This window comes from Gordonia sp. 852002-10350_SCH5691597, from assembly GCF_001665715.1.
In the GTDB taxonomy this organism is placed as follows: Bacteria; Actinomycetota; Actinomycetes; order Mycobacteriales; family Mycobacteriaceae; genus Gordonia; species Gordonia sputi.
The window spans coordinates 1-22212 of sequence record NZ_LZMO01000109.1 but is presented as its reverse complement, the minus strand read 5'-3'; the positions used below and the strand labels follow the sequence as shown (position 1 = coordinate 22212).

At 64.4% G+C, this 22212-nt stretch carries 20 protein-coding genes and 1 tRNA gene; 12 read left to right on the top strand and 9 right to left on the bottom strand.

Annotated features, from left to right (window positions below; all coding sequences use genetic code 11):
- The first annotated feature begins 186 nt into the window (after positions 1–186).
- On the top strand, positions 187–1056 hold the full coding sequence (locus A5777_RS08135) for a type IV toxin-antitoxin system AbiEi family antitoxin domain-containing protein (protein WP_082933587.1): 870 nt from the start codon (positions 187–189) through the stop codon (positions 1054–1056).
- Between the two features lie 6 nt (positions 1057–1062).
- Here the strand turns inward: A5777_RS08135 and A5777_RS08130 are convergent, their stop codons facing one another.
- Positions 1063–1764, bottom strand: coding sequence for a VOC family protein (locus A5777_RS08130; RefSeq protein WP_064862260.1), 702 nt, complete (start codon positions 1762–1764; stop codon positions 1063–1065).
- 130 nt (positions 1765–1894) lie between these two features.
- On the opposite strand from A5777_RS08130, the gene A5777_RS08125 reads away from it, so the two are divergent.
- From A5777_RS08125 to A5777_RS08115, 3 genes are all read left to right on the top strand, one after another.
- Entirely contained in the window at positions 1895–2725 is an 831-nt protein-coding gene (locus tag A5777_RS08125; RefSeq protein WP_064862263.1) for an esterase/lipase family protein, read from the top strand.
- 86 nt (positions 2726–2811) lie between these two features.
- Positions 2812–2884: transfer RNA gene (locus tag A5777_RS08120), tRNA-Thr, on the top strand.
- Between the two features lie 189 nt (positions 2885–3073).
- On the top strand, positions 3074–3871 hold the full coding sequence (locus A5777_RS08115) for a DUF3558 family protein (protein WP_197502320.1): 798 nt from the start codon (positions 3074–3076) through the stop codon (positions 3869–3871).
- A gap of 258 nt (positions 3872–4129) precedes the next feature.
- Here the strand turns inward: A5777_RS08115 and A5777_RS25350 are convergent, their stop codons facing one another.
- The 3 genes from A5777_RS25350 to A5777_RS08100 form a co-directional block, all read right to left on the bottom strand.
- Positions 4130–4552, bottom strand: a complete 423-nt coding sequence (locus tag A5777_RS25350) for a hypothetical protein (protein ID WP_064862258.1) — start codon at positions 4550–4552, stop codon at positions 4130–4132.
- Positions 4553–4685: 133 nt separating this feature from the next.
- Positions 4686–5669 (bottom strand): TauD/TfdA dioxygenase family protein, encoded by a 984-nt coding sequence (locus A5777_RS08105; RefSeq protein ID WP_064862257.1) that lies wholly within the window; start codon positions 5667–5669, stop codon positions 4686–4688.
- Between the two features lie 137 nt (positions 5670–5806).
- Positions 5807–8149: a sulfatase-like hydrolase/transferase gene (locus A5777_RS08100; RefSeq protein ID WP_064862262.1), complete on the bottom strand. Its 2343-nt coding sequence runs from the start codon at positions 8147–8149 to the stop codon at positions 5807–5809.
- Positions 8150–8426: 277 nt separating this feature from the next.
- Between A5777_RS08100 and A5777_RS08095 the strand changes: the two genes are divergently transcribed.
- Genes A5777_RS08095 through A5777_RS08080 form a run of 4 tightly spaced genes read left to right on the top strand, consistent with a single transcriptional unit; the run spans position 8427 to position 13636 of the window.
- Positions 8427–10019, top strand: coding sequence for an ABC transporter substrate-binding protein (locus A5777_RS08095; RefSeq protein WP_064862256.1), 1593 nt, complete (start codon positions 8427–8429; stop codon positions 10017–10019).
- Complete coding sequence (locus A5777_RS08090) at positions 10019–10978, top strand: ABC transporter permease (RefSeq protein ID WP_064862255.1); 960 nt, start codon at positions 10019–10021, stop codon at positions 10976–10978. The genes A5777_RS08095 and A5777_RS08090 overlap by 1 nt, the downstream gene beginning before the upstream one ends.
- 14 nt (positions 10979–10992) lie before the next feature.
- A complete protein-coding gene (locus tag A5777_RS08085; RefSeq protein WP_064862254.1) occupies positions 10993–11922 on the top strand; it encodes an ABC transporter permease in 930 nt (309 codons plus the stop codon).
- Position 11923: 1 nt separating this feature from the next.
- Complete coding sequence (locus tag A5777_RS08080) at positions 11924–13636, top strand: dipeptide ABC transporter ATP-binding protein (protein WP_064862253.1); 1713 nt, start codon at positions 11924–11926, stop codon at positions 13634–13636.
- 32 nt (positions 13637–13668) lie between these two features.
- On the opposite strand, the gene A5777_RS08075 is transcribed toward A5777_RS08080, so the two are convergent.
- Positions 13669–13848, bottom strand: coding sequence for a hypothetical protein (locus A5777_RS08075; RefSeq protein ID WP_064862252.1), 180 nt, complete (start codon positions 13846–13848; stop codon positions 13669–13671).
- A 128-nt stretch (positions 13849–13976) separates the two neighbouring features.
- Between A5777_RS08075 and A5777_RS08070 the strand changes: the two genes are divergently transcribed.
- Both A5777_RS08070 and A5777_RS08065 read left to right on the top strand, forming a co-directional pair.
- Entirely contained in the window at positions 13977–14879 is a 903-nt protein-coding gene (locus tag A5777_RS08070) for a LysR family transcriptional regulator (RefSeq protein WP_064862251.1), read from the top strand.
- Positions 14880–14996: 117 nt separating this feature from the next.
- The gene (locus A5777_RS08065) at positions 14997–16409 is read left to right on the top strand and encodes a fatty acid desaturase (RefSeq protein ID WP_064862250.1); all 1413 of its coding nucleotides are present in this window, start codon (positions 14997–14999) and stop codon (positions 16407–16409) included.
- A gap of 17 nt (positions 16410–16426) precedes the next feature.
- Here the strand turns inward: A5777_RS08065 and A5777_RS08060 are convergent, their stop codons facing one another.
- Positions 16427–17623 (bottom strand): PucR family transcriptional regulator, encoded by a 1197-nt coding sequence (locus A5777_RS08060; protein ID WP_064862249.1) that lies wholly within the window; start codon positions 17621–17623, stop codon positions 16427–16429.
- A gap of 139 nt (positions 17624–17762) precedes the next feature.
- Between A5777_RS08060 and A5777_RS08055 the strand changes: the two genes are divergently transcribed.
- A complete protein-coding gene (locus A5777_RS08055) occupies positions 17763–17957 on the top strand; it encodes a ferredoxin (RefSeq protein WP_064862248.1) in 195 nt (64 codons plus the stop codon).
- Positions 17958–17965: 8 nt separating this feature from the next.
- Positions 17966–19150 (top strand): NAD(P)/FAD-dependent oxidoreductase, encoded by a 1185-nt coding sequence (locus tag A5777_RS08050; protein WP_064862247.1) that lies wholly within the window; start codon positions 17966–17968, stop codon positions 19148–19150.
- A 235-nt stretch (positions 19151–19385) separates the two neighbouring features.
- Here A5777_RS08050 and A5777_RS08045 read toward each other — a convergent pair whose 3' ends face one another.
- The 3 genes from A5777_RS08045 to A5777_RS08035 all read right to left on the bottom strand — a co-directional run bounded on the left by A5777_RS08045 (position 19386) and on the right by A5777_RS08035 (position 22112).
- A complete protein-coding gene (locus A5777_RS08045; RefSeq protein WP_005208336.1) occupies positions 19386–20465 on the bottom strand; it encodes an ABC transporter substrate-binding protein in 1080 nt (359 codons plus the stop codon).
- A gap of 67 nt (positions 20466–20532) precedes the next feature.
- Entirely contained in the window at positions 20533–21426 is an 894-nt protein-coding gene (locus tag A5777_RS08040) for an ABC transporter permease (RefSeq protein ID WP_197502319.1), read from the bottom strand.
- On the bottom strand, positions 21423–22112 hold the full coding sequence (locus A5777_RS08035) for an ABC transporter permease (RefSeq protein ID WP_064862246.1): 690 nt from the start codon (positions 22110–22112) through the stop codon (positions 21423–21425). Before A5777_RS08035 ends, A5777_RS08040 begins: the two co-directional genes overlap by 4 nt.
- Positions 22113–22212 lie beyond the last annotated feature (100 nt).

The window sequence follows — 22212 nt, the reverse complement described above, 5'->3', positions numbered from 1 at the left end:
CCCGGCTCCGCGCCATGCCGGCTGAGCTGTCCCGTTTCGGGCTCTCACGTTCCGAGCTCTCCCGTTTTCAGTCATTTCTGGTGCTTCCCGGCGAGCCGACCTGGCCTTTTGCCGCCGGGCGCCTCTGAAAATGACTGAAAACGGGAGCGGCCCGGAACCTTTGCGGACGGAGAACGTCCAAATGCCATGGCTATTCGACCCCCGGTGAACCCCGACCTCACTCCCGATGCGCTTCCGCTCGGCGCGATCGACCCCGACGCGGTCAATCTCGGTGTCTTTTCTCGCCCGGAGCTCCGGGCACGCGGGCTCACCGACGCCGACCTGCGCAGAAAAGTTCGGCACGGCGAACTCCTCGTTCCCCGGCGCGGCTGGTACGCCCAGCCCGAAGCCGACCCGGACGCCGTGACTGCAGCCAAACGCTATGGCGAACTCTCCTGCGCGTCGGCGCTCACCAAGCACGGGCTCTGGGTGCCGCCCGGATACGAATCGCTCCACGTGCGCGCGGGAAAGAGCGCGTCGCCGAGACGCGACGACTACTGCACACTTCCCGGCGCGCCACTGCCCGTCACCACCATCACCGACACGATCGGTCTGTCTCTGGTGTGCGCTGCGGGCTGCATGAAAGACGACGACACGATCGCCACGCTCGATTCGGCGATGCACACCCTCGGTATCGATGTCGACGACCTTCGGCTGATGCTGCCGCAGACGAGCCCGCTCATCGAGGCCCTGCTTCTCGAATGCGATCCGCGGTCGATGTCCGGGACCGAGAGTCTGACCCGGGTCCGTTGTCGTCGAGCCGGTTTCGAGGTCGAGGTGCAACCCGAGATCTCCGAGGCCGAGCACGCGGACCTGCGGATCGGCCGGCTCCTGATCGAATGCGACAGCAAGCTCTACCACCTCAGCCCGGCGAACTACACCAACGATCGACACCGCGACCGCAAATCACTCACGCAGGGCCGCCCCACCCTTCGACTGACCTACGACGACGTGTTGTACGGCTGGGAGCAAACCCTCGACGACATCACCGAGATCGTCGGCGCATTCGCGCAGTGACGCGAGCTACGCGCCGACATAACCCTTGTCGTCACGCTCCTGCCAGGTACACAGGCACACCTCGTTGCCCTCGGCGTCGGCGAGTACCCACCACGAGGGCGCGAACTCGTCGGTGACGAGCGTGCCACCGGCATCGAGCGCGGCGCTCAATCGGCCCTCCACCTCGTCGTGCGGGATCCAGAAGTCGAGGTGGATTCGGTTGCGTCCTGCCCGTTCGGTGTCCATCTGTTGGAACCAGATTGCGGGGAGACGTCCTGCGGGGTCCACGAGGTCGGCTGCCTCGAGGTCGCGCGCGTCGTCGTCGAGTTGCTTGTAACCGAGCACGGCCTTCCAGAAAGGTCGGATCTTGTCGATATCGAGGGCGTCGATGGCGACGTCGAAGCGGGCCTCGGGCATGGAAAGCGGTTCGAGCTCGAGCTCGCGAGCGATCTGCGCGATGAGGTTCGCGAGCCTGACGTCGGCTTCGGTGATGCGGTGCGCACTGTGCGTCGAGAGAGTGAGATGGATTGTGCCGTAACGCAGATCGATGTCTGGGTGGTGGTCGGCGATCTCAGCCTCCTGCGCGATCCGATGGAGGAAGCGCACGCCACGGGCCATCGATCCGGTGTCGTACCCCGCACGCACGCTGTTGCCGATGACCCGCCAGGGGTCGGACAGCCGTGTGGTGGCGTCTGCTGCGGTGACAGGCTTTCGTGGAGAAGGGGCCATAGCCCGACGGTACGGCGGATCGTCGTATGTGGGTCGCGGTTGTGTCCGATCGAGATGAACTGGTTGTCGGGAGTTCACGCAGTTGCTCACCGACCTCCGCGAGACGGCACATTCTGGGATGATCGACGGCATGCACACACGCGCATGCGCGGCGCTGGTGCTCGCGGTAGCAGGACTGGTGGGGACATCATTCGGAGCCGGCGCGGCACTCGCCGACCCGTTCCCGGTGACCACCGACGTGGTGGCCGCCCAACGCGACGGGCTGACCGGTCCCGCCGACGCCTCCCCCGCCGGCGCGAATCGACCCGACTGTCACGATCGATACGATCGCAACCCCGTCATCCTGGTGCACGGCACGACCTCGAATCAGTCGTCAGCGTGGTCATTTCTCGCTCCGACGCTGGCCAACGCCGGCTTTTGCGTCTACACCTTCACGTTCGGCCAAGTACCGGGAAGCGGTTCTGTCGGCGGACTGGCGCCCAGGGCAGAGTCGACGCAGCAGCTCGCCACCTTCATTGACCACGTCCGTCGCGAAACCGGGGCGCACACCGTCGACCTGGTCGGACACTCGCAGGGCGCAGCGGTTGCACAGTCGGTCACGCAGTTGCCCGGCAGGGCCGCACAGATCGGCACCATCGTCGATATTTCCGGGGCGAATCGCGGGTACTCGTTCGGCGGGAAACCCACGCCGCGCGGCGAGGGCGACAACGGACCCAACCACCCGAAGATCCGGTACGTCAACCTGGCCACAACGCACGACGAGGTGGTCTTCCCGCTGCGTAACGCCCTGATGGAGCCTGCGCCGAACGTCACGAACGTCGTCGTGCAGAACGTGTGCCCGGCGTCGAAGGTCGGGCATCTGGGCATGATCTACTCGCCGACAGTGGCCGCACTGGTACAGAACGCACTGGACCCGAGCTCGCCGGTCGCGGTCCCGTGCGGCCGCGACTTCCCGTTCTGAGCGCGTGCGCCATGCCCCGTCTCGGTGCCGGTTTTGGTTCCACAGAGGTGGCTCGCTACACTCGTGAGCGCTGCCTCGCGCAGCACGCCGCCTTAGCTCAGTCGGTAGAGCGATTCACTCGTAATGAATAGGTCAGGAGTTCGATTCTCCTAGGCGGCTCCGCAGGTCAGAGAGACTATTTCCTTCGCAGTCTCTCCCAAGGCAAGTCCACCTCTGGTCGGCGTCATGTCGGTACCGACCTCGCTCACGCCGTTCATAGATGTACCTAGAAGTCAATGTCGATGGCGGAGAGAAGTGAATCGCAGCGCCAACTCTGATCAACCCCGTAGAGTCCGCACCGTTGCAGCTTTGGTCACCACGTTAGTTGCATTGATCGTCTTCGGATTGGTGTCCGCCTGCGGTTCGTCGAACGACAACACCGGCCCCACGTCGACAACATTCACCAGTCCCGAACCGGTGGCAGGCCGCTGGAACAATGGAAACAACGGCACTTCGTTCGAACCGTGCACCAGCCTGACGCCCACCACACTGCGCGCACTCGACGTCGACCCCGCCACCTGGACAGACATCTCGATCGACGGCTTTGGCCCCCGCGGATGCCGCGCCACCTCTGCCACCCGAACCATCACCCTGCAGGTCATCAACACCTCCGCAGGTACCGTGCTCGATCCGGTCGCCTATGTCAGCACTTCATCGAAGCACTCCCGACGCCCCGAATTCGTGTTCAACCGGTCCACGGTATGCGTCGCGACCGTGATCTCCGGCGACTCCACCATCATGGCCTCGGTCAGCGATGACAGCATCCGAACAGAATTCGCGACGCCCTATCCCAAACCCGGTGAGCGACTGTGCCCAGTCGCGCAAGACATCCTCAACCGCACCGCCCAACCCATCCCCGCAGCGGCCGTCCACCCCACATCAACGATGGACTCACGATGGGCATTTGTCCTCACCTACCCCACCTTGATGCAAGCAGGCGTCCTCACAGAGCGGAGTGCACCGGGCGAGAAACGAGTAGTCGTCGACTCTGTAGGCCGACTGCTTCCCTATTCCGAACTCATCAGGTCCGACCCGGAGAATTCTGCGGGCGTTACCGCTGCGGCCGAACTCCTCGCGATACAGCTCCGGGTGCCCGGGTCATACTGACGGCCAGTCCGCGAGAACTGATCTGCTACTCGGGTGAGTTGGCTGGATTCTGCGCCCACAACTGCGCGACGCAGCCGTGTCGGTGTGGTGTCGGTAGTCAACACTACTCAGCTGGCCCACCGTGTTCGTCAACGTTCCTCAATGCCTGGTCAAAGGTGGTCTGATCTTTGCGACCAGGCCACCGCATCAGACTCAAACTGAATAAGTCAGGAGTTCGATTCTGCTAGACGGCTCCGTCTTGGCCACGGCAGTGCCCGGTCACCCGTAATACGCGAACTCGCAGGTCGGGTTGGGCTCGGTCTTGTAGGCGACCAGGTTGCTGCCCATCATGATCGTGCAGCTCACCTCACCGCCGCCGGTCACGCTGACGCTCGACGAGACCTTGTTGTACACCGGGTAGTCCTTGCTCCAGGGCAGCGTCACGGCGGTCTCGGTGGTCTCCGGCCCACCGTTGATGCGGTAGCGGATGGTGACGGGCGTCGAACCGTCGATCACTTTCATCGTCGCGGTGCCCACCGACGGTCCCGTCGGCTGAGCCGCGGAGGACTCCGCAGCGCTCGTCGCGACATCTGTGGCACTCGAATTCGATTGCGCTACCGGCTCACCCGACGATGAGCAACCAGCAAGTGACAGCATGAGCGCCGCACCACAACAGGTCCCGACAAATATCCTCTTCGACATGCGAGGAGTCTAATGCTCTGAAAGCCGTACGCCACGTGAGTCATCCACAGGCTCGACAACGCACGATGCGGCCGGACCCAGCCCGTGGTCCGACCGCATCGTGCACTCTCCAGAGAATCTCCGGCGAGCAGAATCAGGCAGCGAACACCGCCAGACGCCGAGGCTGCTCCACCGACGAATAATGCGACGCGTCGCCGGTGATGATCTGACTCTGCTGGCCGTTGACATCGACGGGCACGTCGCCTGCCAGGGTGATCCGATGCAGCTGACGCTTCTGGTTGCCGAAGTCGGCGATGCCGTAGTGCTGGGTGGCCCGGTTGTCCCAGATCACCAGGTCACCGTAGCTCCAATTCCAGCGGAAGGTGTTCTCCAGCTTGGTGATACGAGCCTGAAGCAGTTGGTACAGATTCGCGAACTCCGACGCCTTCAGGCCGCGGAACTCCTTGGCGAAGTGGCCGAGGAGCAGGCTGCGCTCACCAGTCTCCGGGTGCACGCGGACAACGGGATGCAGCGTCTCGTACTCGGAACTGGTGAACTCGGCGTAGTGCTCCTCCTTCTGCACAACGTCGACGCCGCCGGACGGTTCCTTCTGTCCCACATAGTCGTACAGGTTGGAGTGCGTGGCCCACAGTTCCTCGACGAGCGAACGCAGCGGCTTGGGCAACTGCTCGTAGGCAGCGACGGTCGACGCCCAGGTGGTCGCACCACCGTAGGCAGGCAACACAATGGGCCGCAGCAGCGACGCCTTGGGGATGCGATCAACGAAGGTCACGTCCGTGTGCCAACTGTTCGCGGCGCCTTCGATGGTGAGCAGCTGATCACCGCGCGACGTCACCGTCGGGTGCGGTGCTGTCGGCTCACCGAGCAGCGACGCGAACGCGTACTGGGTCTCGTCGTCGAGGTGGTCCTGCCCGGTAAAAGCGATGACCTTGTTGACGGCAAGCGCGGTGCGGATCGCCTCGACCTGCTCGGCGGACAGATCACCGCCGAGGCGGACGCCCTCGACCTTGGCGCCAATGTTCTCGCCGAGCTTCGTCACGGTGATCGACGCGTCGTCGTATAGGGCCTGAGCAGCGGACTCGCTGTCGGTGCGTCGTTCGATGTCGGTCAGTGTCACTGGAATACTCCTTGGCTCATCTCTTGGCTGATGTCGTCGTTACTTCGATTTCTCCACTGATCGGCGATCGGCGAAAGGTTCTCGCCCACGTCGATTACAACCTTGTGCCGCCGTGTGATACTCGGTCGACGCGATACTCAGTCGGCGTGATACTCGGCGCTCTCATCGATCTCGCGACGGATACCGGCCGGCACCCGCACAGGACCCGGCCGGTACGTCACCGCACGCAGTGCGCTGCCGAAGCGGAACACGCCACGCCGCTCCCGTAGCTCCAGATCGACGGGACCCCGCGCATCGAGCCCGACGGAGATTCCCGTCCACGGGGACATGCCGACGAGTTGGAACTGGTTGTCCAACTTGGCGATTACCTCGACCTGCCCGCCACCCGACGCCTCGAGAACGAAGTCCCATCGCACCTGTGGTGTCGCGACGGCACGGAGCCCAAGGGTCTCCACGCCGTCGGGTAGCTCGCCGGACACACGCGCGATGCGGCCGTAGCTGTTGAACACGAAATGCGCTGTGCCGTCTTCGATGTAGAGCAGATAGCCGCCCTGCGGATCACCGTGTGCAACAAGTACGCCTTCGTATGCACGTGTCCAGTCGCGCAACTCGATCTCGATGTCGAAGTCGCGGTACGCGATGAGCTTGCTCGACCGGTACCGCTCGAGCGTCGGAGTGCCCGCGAGTATGCGCACCGGGTCGCTGTAGCGTTCTTCGTCTGGGCGTCGACGTCCCTGATCAGCAGGCGAATCGTATAGCGGGAAAACAGTATTGCGCCATGCGGCTTCGTCCCACGCGCGAGCAAGCTCGGCAACGACGTCCGGGTGTTCCGCAGCGATGTCGTGCGTCTCCGCGGGATCAGTTGTCACGTCGTAGAGTTCCCACTCCGGGTCGTCGACGCGATCGGGATCCCGGTGCAGCGACAGCAGCTTCCACCCGTCCCGATAGAACCCGCGGTGTCCGCCGAACTCGGCGTACTGCTCGGTGTGGTCCGAACTCGCTGCCTGATCGCGCAGAAACCCTGCGGCACTGACACCGTCGCGCGATTGCGCGGGTTTGCCGTGCCGTTCGGTCGGCGCCTCCACGCCCGCCAACTCGAGCAGCGTCGGCACCAGATCCGTCACGTAGGCATACTGTCGGCGGACACCGCTGTCGTCCGCGTCGCGCGGCAGGCCGTCGGGCCACGACAGCACGAACGGCACCCGCACACCTCCGGCAAAGGTCTGCCCCTTGTAGAAGCGGAAAGGCGTGTTCGACGCCTGGCCCCACCCGCGTGGATAGTGCACACCGAGAGCCGCGCTGCCGATCAGATTCTCGTCAAGGGGAACGTCGCGCTCCCAGTCCGACGGCACCGGACCATGCACGAATTGGCTGAAGTACGAACGGGTTCCGACCGGACCGCCCTCGGCGGTACCACCGTTGTCGGACGTGAACACGATGATCGTGTTGTCGAGTTCACCGAGCTCGGTCAAGGTGTCGACGATGCGCCCGACGCTCTGATCGACCGAATCGACCATGGCCGCATAGACTTCCTGGTACTTCGCGAATCGTTCCTGCTCGGCAACGTCGAGCTCGTCCCACGGTGGCGCATCGTAGCCGGGCTCGGTGTTGCGCTCGGCGATCGGGGTGCCCTCGTCGAACAAACCTTGCTCGACCTGTCGGTCGAACCGTCTCTGCCGCACAGCATCCCATCCATCCGCATACTTTCCGCGATACTTCTCGAGGTCGGACTCCTTGACCTGATGCGGACCGTGCATGGCGATATGCGCGAAGTAGAGGAAGAAGGGTTTCTCGGCATCGTGCGCCCGCAGCGACTTGATCTGCGCGACAGCATGATCGGTGAGATCGTCGGTGACGTAGTAGTCATCGGGGTACTCGTCGACGTCGACGACCGAATTGTCAGCGATGAGCTGGTTGGGATAGAAGAAGGAGTTCAGCCCTTCAAGCGAACCGTAATAGGAGTCGAACCCACGCTGCAGCGGCCACGAATCGCGCGTACGCCCGGGGCTCATGTTGGCGTCGCGGGCGAGATGCCACTTACCGACCGCATACGTCGCATAGCCGTTCGCGCGCAATATCTCCGGAAGCGAGAGCACATCGTCGGCGAGTTCGAGACGTAGACCGGGGAAGCCCGGATCGGAGTTCGCCACACTGCCGTAACCGGCGCGGTGCGGATTGAGCCCCGTCAGCAGAGCAGCCCGAGCCGGCGAACAGACCGGCGTCGTGTGGTAATTCGACAGTCGAAATCCACGCTCTGCGAGCGCCGCGATGTTGGGGGTATCGATCTCCGCACCGAACGGCGAGATATCGGAGTAGCCCATGTCGTCAATCAGCACGACGACGATGTTCGGAGCACCCGCCGGCGCGCTCGGTTCGGGCTTCCACCAAGGCGTCGACTGCGACGATGTACGGCCGACCCGACCCTCGAAACCTTCGTAACCCCGTGCGTAGTCGGGTATTTCGCTGTTTCCGTCTGCCATCGTCGCTCCTCGAAGATCGTGCGACCGCCGCTGTCCGCGGTTGCGCATCACACACCATCCGCACGGCCGGTCGGTCTGTCAACCCTTTCTCCGACGCTGCCGAGAAAGGCTTCATCAGCTTGAAGTCGCCACCCGAATGCCCTCACAGTTGCTCGTATTCGACGAACGCACACCGACCCTCGGCCGTGCGTCGTGTGGTCGATGTCCGGCTCGGCTCCTGCCGCATCACCGACCACCCCAGCCCCCATCCCATCGGACGGAAGAGAATCCGAAGACCATGCCCACTCGCACACGAGCCGCGCTGCTCGCGCTCGTCGCACTGCTGACGATGGCCACGGCCACCGCGTGCACCTCCGCCGTCGCGCAGCAGCAGAACTCGACAGCGACCGCCCTTCCGCCGGGCCACAAGCCGCCGCAGGGCGGCACCCTACGGGTCGGTGTGCTCAACGACCTGAGCCCGAAGACCTTCCTGCAGATCGGCACCGGCAGCATGAACGGCCACGTGGTGTCGAACGTCTTCGACACCCTGATCCGCTACTCGCGCGACGATCTGACCGTCCGGCCGGCGCTGGCCACACGCTGGCAACTCGCTCCAGACGGACGCTCCGTCGCACTCGATCTGCGCGACGACGTGCGCTACCACGATGGTCGGGCATTCACCTCGGCCGACGTCGAGAGCTCACTGAAGGCGTACACCGCGGGGCCGTGGACACCGCAGTTCAAGCGGACCGCCGCAGCAGTCACCGGCTACGACACCAGCAATCCGCACCGCGTGGTGCTGACCTTCGACCATCCGCTCAGCAACATCTTCGACCTGCTCGACTCTGCACCGATCATCGACGGCAACACTCTCGACGGGCTGCGCGCGGGCAAGGTGTTCAACGGAACCGGACCGTTCCGATTCTCGTCGTGGCAACCGAATTCGGATGTCCGCCTGGTACGCAACGACTCCTATTGGGGTCCGCGAGCCAACCTCGACGCCATCGACCTCGACATCATCACCGACCAGCAGGCGCTCTACACCCGACTCCGCACGGGCCAGATCGACCTCGCCTACGGACTCAACAACCACGACCAGGAATTGGCAACGCGCCGATACGGATTCAACAACATCACCTACACCGGTGCCGAGCAGCAGGAGTACGTGGGAATCAACGTCGCCAATCCCGCTCTGGCCGACGTCCGCCTTCGTAAGGCGATCGCATTCGCCATCGACCGCGAACGCATCATCAACGACGTCTTCCGCAAGAGCGGATATGTCGTCAACCTGCCCTGGCCCAAGTGGTCTCCCGCATACGACGCGTCGAAGAACACGACGTACACACGCAATGTGGACCGTGCCCGCCAGCTCGTCGCCCAGCACGGGCACGTTGCACCGATCACTCTCGACTACTCCACCCAGGGAGTTGACCGGGTGGTCGCGCAGATCGTGCAGTCGAACCTCAAGGACGTCGGTATCCCGGTCGAGTTGCGCCCCAACGACAACACCGTGCAGTCGTCGAAGCTGATCGGCGGCAAGTTCGACGGAATCTGGTTGCTGCAGCATGCCTTTGCGCAGTTCACGCCGTCGACCCTCGCCGTCTCGGCATACCCGTTCAACGCGGCGAAGAACTCCTCCAACTACGTCAATCCGGACTACGCGAAGGCAGCCAACGCGGCCTGGAACGCGCCCGATCCGACGTCGCCCGCCGCGCTTGCCGCGTATCGGCAGCTCGACGACATCTGGTTGAACGATCTGTTCCTCGTCGAGATCGGTGTGGTGTTCCAACAATCCGCGGCGTCGCCCGCCGTCGGCAATGTCGATTGGGACAGGCGTGCCCAACTGCACCTCGGTGAGACCTACCTCAACACGCAAGGACGGAACTCCTGATGGCCGGATATCTGTTGCGCCGCATCCCGACGGCGATCCTGGTGCTGTTCGTGGCATCGGTGCTGATCTTCGCGATCGTCCGATTGATCCCCGGAGGACCGGAATCAGCGCTCGCGGGACCCGACGCCACGCCCGAGCAGTTGGCGGCGATACGCCACGATCTCGGCCTCGACCGCGGCTTCATTGCACAGTACGCCTCCTGGATCGCAGGCATCTTCACGTTCGATCTCGGCAAGAGCTACCAGGTCGGTGGCGAGATCAGCTCGCTCGTCTCGTTCGGACTCGTCCACACCATTCTGCTCACCGTCACCGCGCTGATCCTCGCCGTCCTCCTGGCGCTGGCATTGAGTCTGTCGGCGACGATCTTCGACAACCGCATCGTCAATTCCATTGTCACCGGCGTGAATGCGGTGGCGATCGCGGTTCCGACCTTCGTTGTCAGCACACTGTTGATTCTGCTGTTCGGGGTCCGGTGGCGCATCCTCCCCGCCGGCGGGACGCCGCCCGACGGACTCTTCAGCCAACCCGGCATCACCGCGCAATACCTCCTGCTGCCCGCCGTCGCCCTGGCGCTTCCGGCCGGCGCCACACTCGCCCGCTTTCTGACCGAAGCGCTGCGTGCCGAACTCCGGCAACCGTATGCGACCACCGCGCGAGCACTCGGAGTATCGAAGCGCGACATCGTCATTCACAGCGCACTACGCAATGCACTGCCACCGAGCATCACCGCGCTCGGGCTGGTCACCGGAGGACTCCTCGGCGGCGCGATCCTCGTCGAGGCCATCTTCGGTTGGCCGGGACTCGGGCTCCTGACCGAGCAGGGCATCTTCGCCCGCGACTATCCGCTCGTGCAGGTGCTCGTGCTGCTCTCGGTCGCGGTGTTCGTCGTGCTCCAACTGCTCGCCGACGTGCTCCACGCGTGGCTCGATCCCCGAATCCGCCTGAACTCATCGAATTGATTGGCAGGTAACCGATGTCGACCTCACTCACCACCTCGTCCGGCTCGACGTCCGCGACCGGGGCCTCGGCTGCAGATATCGAACCGGGCCTGATCCCGGAGTCGCCCACCGACAAGGAGCGACGTCGAACCCGGACTCCGTTGTGGCGCAGTCTCTTCACCGGGAGCGGCCTCGTCGGAAGCGTCCTGGTGCTCGGCATCGTCGCGCTCGCGCTGCTCGCACCACTGCTGACGTCGTACGGACCGGACCAGCAGATCGACGGCGCGTACCTGTTGCCGCCCGGCGCCGACCACTGGTTCGGAACCGACGACCTCAACCGCGACGTCGCGACACGGGTCCTCTACGGCATCCGGGTGGATCTGCTGATCATCTTCATCGCCGTACCGATCGGCGCCCTTCTCGGTACCGCGATCGGCGTGCTCTCGGTGTCGCACCCCATCTCAGATGTCATCGCGCAGCACACCTTCGACGTCATCCTCGCCTTCCCGGCTCTCGTTCTCGGCATCGCCCTGACCGCCGTACTGTCTCCCGGCGCAACCACGATCGGCATCGTCATCGTGCTCGCGGAGATCCCCATCTTCGGTCGACTGGCCCGCACGTCGGTGCTGCGCGTCAGAGAACTGCCCTACGTGGAGGCGGCGCGTGTGAGCGGCGCGCGCACCAGCTACGTCCTCCGCCGCCACGTACTGCCCAATTCGATCGAGTCACTCGGCGTCCAGTTCGCGCTGTCGCTATCGCTCGCCGTTTTCGTCGAAGGGGCACTGAGCTTCCTCGGCATCGGAGTGACTCCCCCGACGCCATCCCTCGGCGGCATTCTGTCGTCCGGGAACAGCTACCTGGAGACCAATCCGTGGTTCTCGGTGGCGCCGCTTATCGTGATCACGGCACTCGTCCTCGGTTTCTACCTGATTTCCCAATCCATTTCGCGCAGTAGGAGGCAGTGAGATGACCAACGCTGCAGAGAACGACCACACAGCAGTTGATCCCGCACCCGCACTGGAGGTCGACGCCCTTCGGGTCACCTTCGACTACCCGCGTCCGGCCGTCTCCGACATCAGCCTGCGCGTCAATCGCCGCGAGATCGTCGCCCTGGTCGGCGAATCCGGCTCCGGCAAGACCATGACAGCACGCGCGGCGATCGGCCTGCTCCCCGAGCACGCGGTCGCGACCGGCTCGGTCAAGGTCGACGGCGTCGAGGTGTTGAACGCCTCCGAACGTGAACTCAACACGATCCGCGGCACCGGTGTCGCCATGATCTTCCAAGAGCCGCAGACCGCACTCAACCCCGCACAGACCGTGGGATGGCACCTGCGCCAGGCGCTGCGGACACATCAATCGATCTCGCGACGCGATGCTCGACGCCGCGCCGTCGAACTGCTGTCGCTCGTCGAGATCCCCGACCCGGAGCAGCGGGTCGACTACTACCCCCACCAACTCTCCGGCGGCCAGAAGCAGCGCGTGGTGATCGCCCTCGCGCTCGCGAACGATCCAGCACTGCTCCTCGCTGACGAGCCGACGACGGCGCTCGACGTCTCGGTACAGCGTGAAATCCTCGACCTGTTGCTGCGCCTGCGCGGCAGGATCGACGCCGGAATCCTGCTCATCACACACAATCTCGGTGTTGTCGCCGACATCGCAGACCGCGTCGTCGTTGTCCAACTCGGCGAGGTCGTCGAGCGCGGAACTGTTTTCGACATCTTCGCTCGGCCAACACAGCCGTACACCCGTCAACTTCTCGCCGCAGTTCCAAAGCTGCCGACCGTCGACTCCACGGACGACGAGAGTGCCGGCGCGGCATCAGATTCCGACACCGGCACCGATATTGACGACGCTGCCGATGCCGGAGCACCCGTTCCCATCGTCGCCGTCGAGCATGTCACCGCGGTGCATCGCGGCGGTTTCGGACGCAAGCCCGTCATCGCACTCGACGACGTCTCGCTGCACGTCGATCCCGGAGAGGTTGTCGGGGTTGTTGGCGAATCCGGTTCGGGCAAGACAACTCTCGGCCGGTCGATCGGCGGACTCACCCACCTCAGTGGCGGCAGGATCCTGGTCGACGGATACGACCTCGACGCCGTCGACCGCGCACAGTTGCGCTCGCTGCGGCACACCATCGCGTTCGTGCCGCAGGACCCGACGGCGTCGCTCGACCCGCGCTTCACCGTCGCGGAGTCGATTCGCGAGCCACTCGACATCCAGCACATCGGAACGCGCGCAGAGCAATCGACCCGCGTCGACGAGCTGCTCGACGCCGTGCACCTGCCCCGCTCGTTCGGCGACCGACTTCCGCACGAACTCTCCGGCGGTCAGCGTCAGCGTGTCGCGCTGGCGCGAGCGCTGGCGGTGCGGCCCAAACTCCTCATCGCCGACGAACCGACCAGCGCGCTGGACGTGTCGGTGCAGGCACGTGTGCTCGAACTGTTCGCAGAACTACAGCACGAACTGGGCTTCGCGGCGCTCTTCATCAGTCACGATCTCGCCGTCGTCGAGCAGGTTTCTGATCGCGTGTACGTGCTGCGCAACGGGCGGGTCGTCGAACACGGGTCTGCGCGAGATGTGCTGACCCGACCGCGCGACGAGTACACGCGCGCACTGCTCGACGCCGTGCCTTACCCCGATCCGCAGCGGCGTCGGGAGTCGAGCGCCGCGTTGGCCTGAGGTCCGGCGACAGCGAAACCCAAGGACGAAACCTAGGACTTCTCTGTGTCAGCCTCAGCCTCGTCCGCCGCGCTTTCGCGCTCGTCTCCTGCGGCATCGTCGTCGGCCAGCGGGTCGTAGCCGGGAACACCTTCGAGCACGGTCAGCTCGTTGTCGATGGCGGCACCGACGGCCTTCGCGTCGTCTTTGATCTTCTTGATGAAGTCCGACATCTCGCTCCCTTGTCAGTGGTCGGGAATCCTACGAACCGCACGACCCCACTGCAGGCCGCGCAGTGACCACCCTACAAGGCCACAGACCCTGCTTGTGACCAGACGAGGCGTTGCCTAACGTCATCGGCATGCCCGCACGACGACTCCCCGATATCGCCGCGCTGGAGGTCGTCGTAGCGGTCGGCAGACTCGGCAGCATGGGGGCCGCCGCCCGCGATCTCGGACTCAGCCAGCAAGCCGTCAGTTCGCGTGTGCGCGCCGTCGAGCACGAACTCGGCGTCGAGATCTTCATACGCTCCCCCGCGGGTGTCGAACCGACCGAGAACGGTCGTCTGGTTCTCGAGTGGGCCAACGCGCTCGTCGAGCGGGCAGCCGAGTTCGTCGCAGGCGTCGACACACTGATCGGCAACCGGCACGCGACGCTGGTCGTCGCAGCGTCGATGACCGTCGCCGAGTATTTGGTACCGGGCTGGCTCACCACGCTCACCTCCCGTACCGGAGCACGAATCTCGGTGCGCCCCATGAATTCCGCCGAGGTGATCGAGACTGTGCGCTCCGGCGACGCCGACCTCGGATTCGTCGAAAGTCCCGGCGAGACAGCCGATCTCGACGCCGCGCTCGTCGCCACCGACGAGCTGTACGTAGTCGCCGCTCCGGGCCACCGGTGGTCACGCACGGGCTCGGTGTCGGCAGACGAACTGGCGTCGACGCCGCTGATTCAGCGCGAACCCGGCTCCGGAACACGGATCACCTACGAGAAGGCGCTGTCGGAGCTCGGACTCGTCGCCGCCGACCCGCTCATCGAACTGCGCTCGGTCACCGCGATCCGGTCGTCGGTATTGACGTCGAACGGGGTGACTGTGTTGTCGCGACTGTCGATCGCCGACGACATCGCGGCCGGACGCCTCGTCCGCATCGACGTCGACGGGTTGTCGATGGTGCGCCCACTCCGTGCCGTGTGGACATCGCACATCACCGTGCGCGGACCCGCACGAGAGCTGCTCGACGTCGCGCTGGCCTCCACCACCTGATTGTGTGATCGCACAGTCCGACGCCACATATTGGGTGAATAGCACGGTGATTGTGATGCAGAACGCGTGGATTCTGACAACAGTTCAGAAAATCAGCCCGTGTTCAGGAGGTACATCATGGCACTCGAGGCCACCGGCACCGTTGCCGCAGGAAGCACCGAGAGGTGGCGTGATCGCAAGCGCTACCTGTGGTTGATCGGTCTGATCGTCCCATCGTTCGCGTTCATCGCCATCGGTGGGTACGAGCTCACCGGGTGGGGCGTCTTCCTCTGGGTCGGGCCGATCATCGTGCTCGGCGTGGTCCCGCTGATCGACTTCGTCGCCGGTTTCGACCCGACCAACCCGCCCGACGACGTGATCGAGCAATTCGAGAACGACAAGTACTACCGCTACATCACCTTCGCGTTCCTGCCGATCCAGTACGTCGGCTTCATCCTCTCGATGTTCCTCATCGCCACCGCGGACTGGCCGATCATCAATCGCATCGGACTCGCCGTGACGCTCGGTTTCATCGGCGGAATCGGGATCAACACCGCGCACGAGCTCGGACACAAGAAGGAGAGCCACGAGCGTTGGCTCTCGAAGATCGCACTGGCACAGAGCTTTTACGGTCACTTCTACATCGAGCACAACCGTGGCCACCACGTGCGGGTCGCCACACCGGAAGACCCCGCATCGTCGCGACTCGGCGAAAGCTTCTACCGATTCTGGTTCCGCACCGTCTCGGGATCGCTCCGCAGCGCATGGCAGGTCGAGGCAAAGCGATACCGCCGCAAGGACACTCACCCTTTCCATATCGGTAACGACGTACTCAACGCTTGGCTGATGACCATCGTGCTGTGGGCCGCGCTCACCATCTGGCTGGGCGTCGGAATTCTGCCCTACCTCGTGCTGCAGGCGGTCGTCGGCTTCTCGCTACTCGAAATCGTCAACTACCTCGAGCATTACGGCATGCTGCGGCAGCAGACCAAAGCCGGACGCTACGAGCGCGTGCTTCCCATGCACTCGTGGAACTCCAACAACATCGCGACCAACGTACTGCTGTATCACCTGCAGCGCCACAGCGATCACCATGCAAACCCCACTCGCCGCTACCAGACCCTGCGTGACTATCGCGAATCACCCTCACTGCCAACCGGTTACGCCGGAATGATCGTCCTCGCGCTGTTCCCGCCGCTGTGGCGCCGGGTCATGGACCACCGCGTCGTCGAACACTTCGACGGCGACGTCCGACTCGCCAACGTCGCTCCCGGAAAGCTCGACCGTCTCACCCGAAAGTTCCCCATCCCCAGCGAGACGACGCTCGGCGAGTCGCTTCTCGACGACGCGACGCCCGGCGCAATCAACGACGACATCGCCGCGGCCCGCTGCCCCGGTTGCGGTTACACCTACGAGGTCGCGGTGGGAAACGAACTCGAGGGATTCGCCGCGGGTACCGCGTGGAAGGAGATCCCCGACGACTGGACCTGCCCGGACTGCGGCGTGCGCGAGAAGGTCGACTTCATCCCCCTCGAGGAGACCAGCGCATAGTCACCCCGCGACCCACCTCAGCCGAGGAAGGCGTCGTAGTAGTCCAGCGCCAACACCAGATCGCCTGCTCGCTCCCGAATGGGATGCCCGAGCAGGCGTTCTGCTTGCTGTATCCGGTAGCGCACCGTGTTCTTGTGTATACCAAGTGATTTCGCGACCTGTTCTGCACTGTCGGCAGTGGTCAGCACATAGCGAACGGTGCCGCGCAGTTCGTCCAGTTCCGGTCCGGCGAGTCCGCGCAGTACTGCACGCGCGAAACGCCCCGCGGCGTCGGGATCTCCGGTCAGGAGCGTCAGTGCGGCCACGTCCTCATACACTGTCAGCGCGATCTGTCGACGCGGCGACAGCGCAACACGTTGCGCCGCACGAGCATCGCGATGCGATCGGGCGAATCCCTCGACACCCTCTGCCGGCTCACCGATCGCGAACCGGATCTGCGCGGGATCGACGCCACGCGAATCCCACTGTGCCGCAGCACTCTGCGCCGTCCTCAGCGCCAGCCACCCCCACAGTTCCCGACCTCCCGGCCGCACCACGGCCAACCGTGCTCCGGTAATCGATGACGCGACGCGTACGAGCGCCGGTTCGAGCCGCTCGATCGAGTCAGCGTCCATCGCGTGCGCGATGACCGCAACCTGTGTGACGCCGGCGATCGGATGGCCGCCCAGTTCCGCCGAGAGTTCTGTCGAACCAACGCTTTTCCCGTCAAGGACGTCGGCGACCAACTCGTAGCGTCGCGCATCGCCGCGTCGTCGAATCCGCTCCACCTCGTCCTGATACAACGCGACGGACAGTTCGACCGAGGTCGCGAACCATCGGTTGGCCTTGGTCCAGAACCAGACGAGGAGCGACTCGTGGTCGAGATCCTTTGGCGCATGCCCGACAACGTCGACGGCGAAATCCCACGACGCCTCCTGCGCGCTCTGATAGACCTTCAGCAGCACCGGCAGTCCCAGATGGTGCCGCGCGATCTGTATCGACAGGTCTCCCGCTGCCGGCACGAGTTCGGTGGCCCCGTCCGCGTCGACGGTGACGCCGCCGAGGAACGCAAGCCAATGCTCCTCGACCGCGGCAACCAGCACCGGACGAATGTCGGCGGGCAGGTCGACGTCGGCGATGATCGCGTCGACGGTGGTCGACACCCAGTCGTCGAGCGCAGTCGGGTTCTGCTGGTCGGCGACGAACATCTCCAGCCACTCGGCGATCTCTGTCATCACCCCAAACTGCCAGAGACTGTGTGATTGCACAGTCGATAGCGCCAGATTGGGAGCGATGACCAGTGATTGTGACGCATCTCCCGGTCAAGATGACAACAGATGGTCGTTCACCAGCCCGCTATCGAAGGAGAGAATCATGAGTCACATCCAGGTCGACCGCCCCACCTGCGAGGGCATCGGAATGTGCGAAACACAGGCCAACGAGTACTTCCAGATCGGCGACGACGGCATCGTCGAGGTAGCGACCTCCGACGTTCCCGAGAGCGACAGGACCTACGTGCGGGCGGCCGTCGACTCGTGCCCGGTGTCCGCCCTGCGGATGCTCGACTGAGGTGCGCCGTGACTGAGCCACGCACGTCCTCTGCCCCGCTTCCGCTCGTCATCGTCGGCGCGTCCTTGGCAGGGGTGCGCGCCGCCGAGGGCGCCCGCGCCGAAGGGTGGACCGGCGACATCGTCATGATCGGCGACGAACCGCATCTCCCCTACGACCGCCCACCGCTGTCCAAGGCGATGCTCGACGCCGACAAGCAACCCGAACCACCCACCCTGCGGCGGGCGGAGAGTTGGGAAGCCCTCGACATCGACCTTCGGATGTCCACCACGGCAACGGGAATCGATGTCGCGCACCGAAGGCTGCTGACCGATGCAGGCCCGATCCTATACCACGCGCTCGTGCTCGCCACCGGGCATCGCGCCCGCACGATCCGCGCACTCGACGGATTCGACAACGTCCACACGCTCCGTCACTTCGACGACGCGGTCGCGCTCCGCGAAACACTCTGTCATGCCACATGTCTCGCCGTGTTCGGCACCGGCTTCATCGGTTCGGAGATCGCCTCGGCCGCTGCCGCGCGAGGCATCGACGTCACCCTGATCGGGACGTCGTCGTTCCCGCTCGCGCGCAGCGTCGGCCCGCTCGCCGGGCGCATGCTCGCAGCGCTGCAGGAGAGCGCGGGTGTGACACTTCTGTCCGACTCGGGTCTGGCGGATATTTCCGCGCGCGACAACAGGATCGACTCGATCCGCACATCATGCGGGCGTGACGTCCCGGTCGACGCGGTCGTCGTCGGCATTGGGTCGACGCCCGCCACCGACTGGCTCGCGGCGAGCACCGTCGAACTCGATCCCGCATCGGGCGCCGTGGTCTGTGATTCGACGATGGCGACCAGCGCCCCCGCGGTGTGGGCAGCGGGCGATGTCGCATCGGTTGACGGCGCTCCCGGCGGCCACTGGACCTCGGCGACCGCACAGGGATTCGTCGCCGGAGCGAATGCGGTTGGCGCGCAGCAGACATACGCGGGAGTGCCGTTCGCCTGGTCGTCGTGGCACGGTCACCGCATCCAGATCGTCGGCGCCACCGAGGTCGACCCGTCGGGCATGGTTACCGAGACCCTGGACGACGACGGCATCGTGCTCTACTCCGACGGCGACCGCGTGGTCGGAGCGGTGGCAGTCGACGCCCCCGGGCGGATCGCCAAGCTGCGTCGAACATTGTCGGCTGAGGTCACCGCTGCGCGATCCTGAGCGCCCCACGGCCAGCTCGACGCTAGCAGATCAGCAGGATCGCGACCGCCGCAACGGCATACACGACTTGACTCACAAGCCAACAATGGTCGGACACCGGATAGCTGGTCCCAGTGATGATCTCGCCAGGCGCTTAGCAGCATCCATGCCATTCGTCACCGAATCCGGTGACATATGCCAGGGGCGGCGAACGCATCGCGCGCTCGCCGCCCCTGCAGGTGTGTCGTGAAGGAAATCAGGCCTTGATCAAATCCGGGTTCTCCTTGTAGACCTCGTTGATGAGCGACATGTCGAAGATCTGCGCGGGCTTGAGGGTGTAGCCCGCCTTGCCCAGCGCCTCGATGTTCTGTGCGATCAGCGCGTCGGTCATCGTCAGCAGACCGTTCTTCTTCGTGTCCTCCGACACGACGAGCGTGTTCTGGGCGGTCGCTTCCTTGATCTGCTCATCGAGGTTCAGATTCAAGTCCTTGCCGTACTTCTCGACGGCGAGCTTCGCCGAACCCGCAGGATCGGCGACGGCGTCGTTCCAACCCTGCACCTCGGCCTTCAGGAACGCCTTGAGCTTGTCGCGCTCGTTGTCGATGGTCTCCTGCTTCACCACGAGTGTCTCGGCGACCAGGGGGAGTCCGAAGTCGGCGAAGAGGAAATTGGTGTTGGCAAAACCGCTCTCGGCCAACGTGATGGGCTCGTTGGTCACGTAGGCGACCCAGCCGTCGACCTCGCCCTTGGTGAGCGGCGTCGGGTCGTATTGCACCGAGATCTTCTGGACGTCGGACTCTTTCATCCCGTTGGCGGTGAGCAGTGCCTTGAACACATTCTCGTTGGACGCCTGCACGCCGATCTTCTTGCCCGCCATGTCCTGTGGGGTCTTGATCGGCTTCTCGGCCGACGACACGATGCAGAACGGGTTCTTCTGGTAGGTGGCCGCGACGGTCATCAGTTTGGCGCCCTGCAGAATCACCGGTGCGGTGAGCTGCGGCGCGGTGGTGCCGATCCACACCTTGTTCGACGTCAGGCCGGTCTCCACACCGGTACCGGCGCCGCCACCGGTGATCAGCTCGGGCGTGCCGAGACCGCCCGCCTTGTAGTACCCCTTCTCCAAAGCCCAGTATTCCCCAGCGAACTCGATGTTCTTCTGCCACGAGAGCTGCACCTTGGGATTGTCCGACGACGCCCCGCCGGACGAGCTACTGCCACTACTGCAGGCCGCGAGCGCCCCGGACACGCCCAGTGCACCCGCGGCACCTCCCGCAAGGAGCGAGTACCGAAGAAAAGCGCGACGATCGAGTCCGCCGCTACGCACGGAATTACTCATTGGGTCTTCTTCCTTTCAGGTGGATCGGGCGAGGATCACCCGACCGGGCTGGCCACGATCAGCAGCCTCAGTTCTGCTGCATACCCATCTGGGCCAGGACAATTGATTCGATGACGCCGACGATCGCGTAGAGGATGATCGACGCAACGGTGATGACGAGCACCGATGCCCACAGCTCGTTGTATGCCGCCGCGGGCAGCGCTTGCTGCAGCGTTGCACCGAGTCCCTTGTTGGTGCCGAGCCATTCGGCGACGGTCGCGCCGACGAGCGCACCGGGAACCGAGATCTTGGCGGCACTGAACAACGAGGGCACTGCCGACGGAATTGCGGAGCGTCGCAACGCAGTCCATCGATTACCGCCGTACACAGCGATCACGTCGTTGATCTGTGTGGGCGCGTTCGCCAGGCCGGTCATGATCATGACGAGCGCGGGAAAGAACACCACGATTCCACCCATCACGGCGACCACCCCGATCCCCCGCCCGACGACGAGCGTGATCAGCGGTGTCATCGCGACCAACGGCACCGAGCGAAGGAGCATCGCTATCGGCATGAATGTCTGTGCGGCAGGCCGTGATACGACGAACAGCGCCGCAACGAGTAGCGCAGCGGTCATTCCCACGACGAAGCCGATTGCGGCGTCGGTCAGGGTGATCGCGAGATTGTCGAAGATCTCCGACCTCGCGTCTGCGGCGCCCGGCTCGGTGAACAGATACTGGAAAACCTGGACCGGGGTGCGTCCGATGATCGGCCCTATGTCGGGGAAGGCGAGCAGGAACAGCCACCAGATCACCAGAATCAACACGAATGACGCGACGAGCGATCCGAGGAACTTGGTGATCTGCCACAGCAGCGCACCGATGTTCGGGCCTGTCGCAACACTTTCCGGGAGCCCGTCTGCTGGAGTCGATGCGTCGGCGACCACCACGTCGGCCGTCGAATCGGTTGTGGGAGCGCTCATCCGAACACCTCCTTACCTGCGGCCCACCGCGTCGCGAACCGGGCGACGACGGCGACGATCGCGTACCCGACGCCGGCGACGGCACCACAGATCAGCGCGATCGCCCACACCTGCGGGATGTCGCCGCGCTGCTGCGCCACGATCATCGCAGGACCGGCGCCCCTGTCCGGCATCGCGAGGAACTCTCCGAGAACCGCACCGAGAATCGCAGCCGGTGCCGCTATCTTGATGGCGGCCAACGTGTTCGGAAGTGCAGCCTCGATCCGCACGCGCCGCAACTGCGACCATCGGCCTCCGCCGTAGACGCGGATCAGGTCGAGGCTCGCCTTGTTCGGAGAACGCAGCCCGCTGAGCGTTCCGATCATCGTCGTGAAGAACACCGAGATGGCCGCGAGAAAGATGATCATCGTCTGCACCTGCGCGAAGGCGACCTGGATGATCGGCGCCACGGCGATGATGGGTGTGCAGTAGGAGATGATCGCGAGTTGAGTGGCCAAGCCCTCGATCGGCGGTATCACGATCACCAGAAGTGCCAGCAGGATCGCGAGCAGATTGCCCCAGAAGAAGCCGCGTAACGCCAATTCGATTGTGGACGAGAAGTTCTCGGCGTAGTAGCTCCATCCCGTGTCGGCGATGGTCTGGACAACAGCCCACGGTGTCGGGATCGTTCCGTGGAACCATTCCAACGCGCCGGCGAGCGACCAGAGTACTAGTGTCGCGTTTCGTTAGTTGGTTTTCGGTTGAGCTTTCTTGAGAATCTCCTCGACCGGTTTCGTCCACACGAAG